Annotated in this window: 6 protein-coding genes; all 6 read left to right on the plus strand. The window is 47.6% G+C overall.

Annotation, left to right across the window (positions count from 1 at the left end):
• A partial coding sequence (locus RYL88_RS11485; RefSeq protein WP_314991439.1) for an SAM-dependent methyltransferase occupies positions 1 to 501 on the plus strand: 501 nt, incomplete at its 5' end.
• A complete protein-coding gene (locus RYL88_RS11490; protein ID WP_314991441.1) occupies positions 494 to 1,486 on the plus strand; it encodes a sulfate ABC transporter substrate-binding protein in 993 nt (330 codons plus the stop codon). The genes RYL88_RS11485 and RYL88_RS11490, both read left to right, overlap by 8 nt.
• On the plus strand, positions 1,483 to 2,310 hold the full coding sequence (gene cysT / locus RYL88_RS11495) for a sulfate ABC transporter permease subunit CysT (RefSeq protein ID WP_314991442.1): 828 nt from the start codon (positions 1,483 to 1,485) through the stop codon (positions 2,308 to 2,310). The genes RYL88_RS11490 and cysT overlap by 4 nt, the downstream gene beginning before the upstream one ends.
• Positions 2,307 to 3,113 carry a sulfate ABC transporter permease subunit CysW gene (gene cysW, locus RYL88_RS11500; protein WP_314991445.1) on the plus strand — a complete coding sequence of 269 codons (807 nt, stop codon included), beginning with the start codon at positions 2,307 to 2,309 and terminating at the stop codon, positions 3,111 to 3,113. Before cysT ends, cysW begins: the two co-directional genes overlap by 4 nt.
• Positions 3,114 to 4,163: a sulfate ABC transporter ATP-binding protein gene (locus RYL88_RS11505; protein WP_314991448.1), complete on the plus strand. Its 1,050-nt coding sequence runs from the start codon at positions 3,114 to 3,116 to the stop codon at positions 4,161 to 4,163.
• Positions 4,147 to 4,839, plus strand: coding sequence for a phosphoadenylyl-sulfate reductase (locus RYL88_RS11510; protein WP_314991450.1), 693 nt, complete (start codon positions 4,147 to 4,149; stop codon positions 4,837 to 4,839). Before RYL88_RS11505 ends, RYL88_RS11510 begins: the two co-directional genes overlap by 17 nt.
• The last annotated feature ends 47 nt before the right edge of the window (positions 4,840 to 4,886 follow it).

Raw genomic sequence — 4,886 nt, forward strand, 5'->3', positions numbered from 1 at the left:
CGGCTAAAAGGCGGCGACGCGAGCTTGTTTGGCAGAGCGTTTGAGGAGATGAGCTTTTTAGAGGAAAACGGCGTGGAGTTTGAGCTAATTAGCGGCGTTAGTTCGGTTTTTGCCGGATGTGCTAGCGCGCTTATTACGCCTACGATTAGAGGCGTTAGCAGCGGCGTTTTGATAGTCTCGGCGCATCTAAAAGGCGGCGCGATAAACACCGCTTGGCTTGAAATTTTAAAGACGCGAGACATTACGGCGGTCGCGCTTATGGCGCACGCTTACGCGGGCGAAATTTTAAATGCGGCAAGCAAGCTAAATTTAGACCTAGATACGCCCGCGGCGTTTGTTTCGAACATAGATAGAGCGGATGAAAAAGTAATCGTCGGGCGAATAAAAAGTTTAGAATCCATGGCGCTAAAATGCGCTCGTCCGGCGATTTTAATAATCGGCCCCGTCGTCGAAAAATCGCTAAGCTTGAAACCAAAATGCGAAAGGATATCGGTTGAATAAAATTTTAATCTTTTTAGCGCTTATAAATTTTGCCGCCGCGCAACAGCTTTTAAACGTCTCTTACGACGCGACGCGGGAGCTTTTTAAAGAATATAACGCGCTTTTTATTAAATACTACGAGCAAAAAAGCGGCAAAAAGATTAAAATTTTACAAAGCCACGGCGGTAGCGGCGCGCAGGCTAGGATGCTAATAGACGGATTAAAAGCCGACGTCGCTACGCTGGCTCTTGCTTACGACATTAACGCCGTCGCGCGAAAAAGCGGCGCTTTGGACGCTTCGTGGCAAGAAGAGTTCCCGCTAAACTCCGCGCCTTACAACTCCACGATCGTATTTTTGGTTAGAAAAGGCAATCCAAAAGGCATAAAAGACTGGGACGATCTAGTAAGAAACGACGTAAAAATCGTAACGCCAAATCCCAAAACATCAGGTGGCGCGAGATATAACCACCTAGCCGCATACGCCTACGCGGCGGCTAAATTTGACGGCGACGAGGATAAAATTCGCGAGTTTTTGGTTAAACTCTACGCCAACGCTCCCGTACTAGATGCAGGCGCTCGCGGATCGGCAAACACTTTCATACGCCGCGGTATCGGCGATGCGATGATTGCTTGGGAAAACGAAGCGTATCTTAGCAAAGCAAGGCTAGGAGAGGACGAGTTTGAGATTATCTACCCAAGCCTTAGCATCCTAGCGCAGCCTCCGGTCGCGGTTTTAAGCAAAAACGCTGCCGCAAACGGCAACGCCCTGCTTGCCCGCGAATATCTGGCACGCCTTTATCTGCCCGATGCGCAGGAGATCATCGCAAAAAATTTCTTCCGCCCGACGGACGAAAACGTCGCTAAAAAATACGAGAAAATTTTCCCGCGGATAAATTTGATAAGCATAGAAAGCTTTGGCGGCTGGGACGCGGCGCAAAAGCGGCATTTTAGTAACGGGGGCGAGTTTGATAAAATTTACGAGATCGTAGCGAAGGGCAAAAAATGAGAAAATTTTTACTTAAAAAGCCCTCTCGTTTGCCGGGATTTAATATCTGCTTCGGTCTTGGCGCCAGCTACGTTTGCTTTTTGGTTTTACTACCGCTGTCGGCTCTGGGCGCTTTTAGCTTTAAGGGCGGCATAGTCGAAATTTTAGCCGTTATTAGCGATCCTCGCGTATTATCGGCGCTTAAATTTTCATTTACGGCTTCATTCGTCGCCGCCGCGGTAAATTCACTTTTTGGTTTTATTATCGCGTGGTGCCTGGCGCGTTACGAATTTTGGGGCAAGGGCTTTATTAGCTCGCTCATAGATATTCCTTTTGCGCTGCCTACGGCGGTGGCTGGGATTTGCCTGGCGTATTTATTTTCGCACGGCGGCGTTATGGGCGCTGCGCTTTTAAGGCTCGGCATAGATTTGCAAGGGGCGGATTTTACTTGCGTCGTAATCGTTTTGGTATTCGTAGGCATGCCGTTTGTAGTGCGGACGACGGAGCCCGTTATAAAAGATTTTGATAAACAAGTGCTTGAAGCGGCCGAAAATTTAGGCGCGAATTTTTGGCAAATTTTTAGGCTAATAATGCTTCCAAGCCTGCTTCCGTCCTTGATAACGGGTTTTGCGCTAGCCTTTGCCAGAGGCCTTGGCGAATACGGCTCGGTCATTTTTATTTCGAGCAACATCCCTTTTAAAAGCGAAATTTTACCCGTTTTAATCGTCTCGCGCCTAGATAGTTTTAATTATCAAGAAGCCGCCGTAATCGGATTTTTTATGATTTTAGTAGCGTTCACCTCGCTATTTTTGATAAATTTCATACAAAAAAAGGTCGCAAAATGAGCGAACCGAAAATTTTAAAGCCCGTTTTGCTTTTAATTAGCGCCGCGTTTTTATTCGTTTTTATCGCGCTTCCGCTTTATACCATTATATCAGAGGCCCTAAAAGACGGGCTTAGCGGCTATTTTAGTGCAATTAGCGACGATTATGCGATTAGCGCGGTAAAGCTTAGCCTGCTTTGCGCGGGATTTTGCGTAGTTATAAATACCGTATTTGGCGTTATGATAGCTTACGCGGCGGCGAAATTCGAGTTTCGCGGCAAGACTGTGCTACTTACGCTTTTAGATATGCCCTTTGCCGTTTCGCCAGTTATCGCGGGGCTAATGTTTGTGCTGCTTTTTGGAAATAGCGGCTTTTTAGGAAAATTTTTTAGCGCGCTAAATTTCGACGTGATTTTTGCGCTGCCGGGAATTTTACTAGCTAGCGCATTCGTTACCTTTCCGTTTGTAGCCAAGGAGACGCTTTTGTTAATGCAAGAGCAAGGAAATAGCGAGGAAGAGGCGGCGTTTAGTCTGGGCGCTGGCGGACTTCGCACGTTTTTTAGCGTTACGCTACCGAACATAAAATGGGGGCTGTTTTACGGCGTAGTGCTAACAAACGCCAGAGCGATGGGCGAATTCGGCGCCGTGGCGGTCGTAAGCGGCAAGATAATCGGGCTAACTACCACGATGCCCCTTTATATAGAAATTTTATATAGCGACTATCTTTACGTAGCGGCTTTTAGCGTAGCTAGTTTGCTGCTGCTGCTCTCGGTAGTCACGCTGGCGCTAAAATTTTTAGTTCAAAAAGCTAGCAAAAGGAGCTAAATGGGTATAAAAATATCGAATTTAAATAAAAATTTCGGCGATTTCGTCGCGCTTAAAAACGTAAATTTAGAGATAAACAAAGGCGAGCTAACCGCGCTTTTAGGACCTAGCGGTAGCGGCAAAACGACGCTGCTTCGCATAATCGCGGGCTTAGAAAACGCCGATAGCGGCGAAATCTCGTTTTTCGGCGAAAACGTCAGCCGCAAAAGCATAAAAGAACGCGGCATAGGCTTTGTTTTTCAACACTACGCGCTATTTAGGCATATGAGCGTGTTTGATAACATAGCGTTTGGACTAAACGTCCGTCCAAAAGCCTCGCGCCCTAGCAAAGACGAGATAAAGCAGCGCGTCATGCACCTGCTAAAAATGATCCAGCTAGAAAGCTTAGCGGGGCGCTTTCCCGATGAGCTAAGCGGCGGGCAAAAACAGCGCGTGGCGCTAGCTAGGGCGCTAGCGGTGGAGCCTAAAATTTTGCTGCTAGACGAGCCGTTTGGGGCGCTAGACGCAAAGGTTAGAGCCGATCTGCGCAGGTGGCTAAGAAAACTACACGACGAAATTCACATTACTAGCGTGTTCGTTACGCACGATCAAGAAGAAGCGCTAGAAGTAAGCGATAAAATAGTCGTGATGAATAAAGGCGAGATCCAGCAAGTAGGCACGCCCGTAGACGTTTACGAAAAACCGGCCAATCCTTTCGTGTATAGCTTTTTAGGCAACGTAAATCTCTTTCGCGGCAGAGTGGGCGCAGAGGGTATAGTAAGCGACGAGAGCGCGGGAGATCTGCTTTTCGTGCGGCCTCACGAGATAGAGCTTGGCTTTGAATACAGCGCCGGCTCTAAAAAAGGCGAGATCGTGCATAGCCGAATTTTAGGCTCTCGCATTAGGCTTGATATTAAGATGGAAGAAAGCGCGGATATGGTCGAGGTCGATATCACGAGCGCGAAATTTAAAGACATAAAAGAGAAAAATTTAAAATTCGTATATCTAAATTTTACTAGCGTGCATAGCTACTCGCAAGAGGACGGGAGTTTTTGTGATTACTACATATAATGAAGCGACGTCGCGTTTGGCGGCGGTTTTGGCAGAGATAAAAGGGCGCGTCGCGCTGGCGTTTTCGCACCAGATAGAGGACTGTATCGCGATAGATATGGCTCTAAAATCAGGCTTTGATCTAGATAGGCTTGAAATTTTTACCCTCGATACGCATAAGCTTTTTAAAGAGAGTTTAGAGTATCAAAAAGGGGTAGAGAAATTTTTCGGTATCAAGATAAAAACATACGCCATTAGCGGCGAGACGCTAGCCCAAGTGGATGAAAAGATCGGGCAATGGGGCATGAGAGATAGCGTAGAAAACCGCAAATTTTGTTGCCATCAGCGAAAAATGATCCCTTTGCGCGAGGCGCTAAATAAAAAAGATGCGTGGATAAGCGGCATACGCGCGGCGCAAAGCGTGACTAGAACGGGCGTTAGCCTGTGCGAAACGGACGCGAATTTTAATTTAAAAAAAATCAACCCGCTATTTGATTTTAGCGACGAGTTTATGTGGGGCGTCGCGCGCGAGCTAAATTTGCCAGTAAACGAGCTTTATGCAAAAGGATACGCCAGTATCGGCTGCGAGCCCTGTACCCGCGCGATAAAACCCGGCGAGGACATACGCGCGGGCAGGTGGTGGTGGGAGGATCCTAACCACAAAGAGTGCGGGCTGCATATAAAAGGGCAGGACTAAATCGGGTAGCCGTCGGCTCGTCTGGCGAGCGTCGTTCTCGGTGCTCG

Source organism: uncultured Campylobacter sp., from assembly GCF_963517995.1.
Classification (GTDB): Bacteria; Campylobacterota; Campylobacteria; order Campylobacterales; family Campylobacteraceae; genus Campylobacter_A.

Excerpts from the sequence above, each read along its gene's own strand:
- cysT (WP_314991442.1), top strand. The coding sequence starts at position 1,483 with ATGAGAAAATTTTTACTTAAAAAGCCCTCTCGTTTGCCGGGATTTAAT.
- cysW (WP_314991445.1), top strand. The coding sequence starts at position 2,307 with ATGAGCGAACCGAAAATTTTAAAGCCCGTTTTGCTTTTAATTAGCGCC.
- RYL88_RS11505 (WP_314991448.1), top strand. The coding sequence starts at position 3,114 with ATGGGTATAAAAATATCGAATTTAAATAAAAATTTCGGCGATTTCGTC.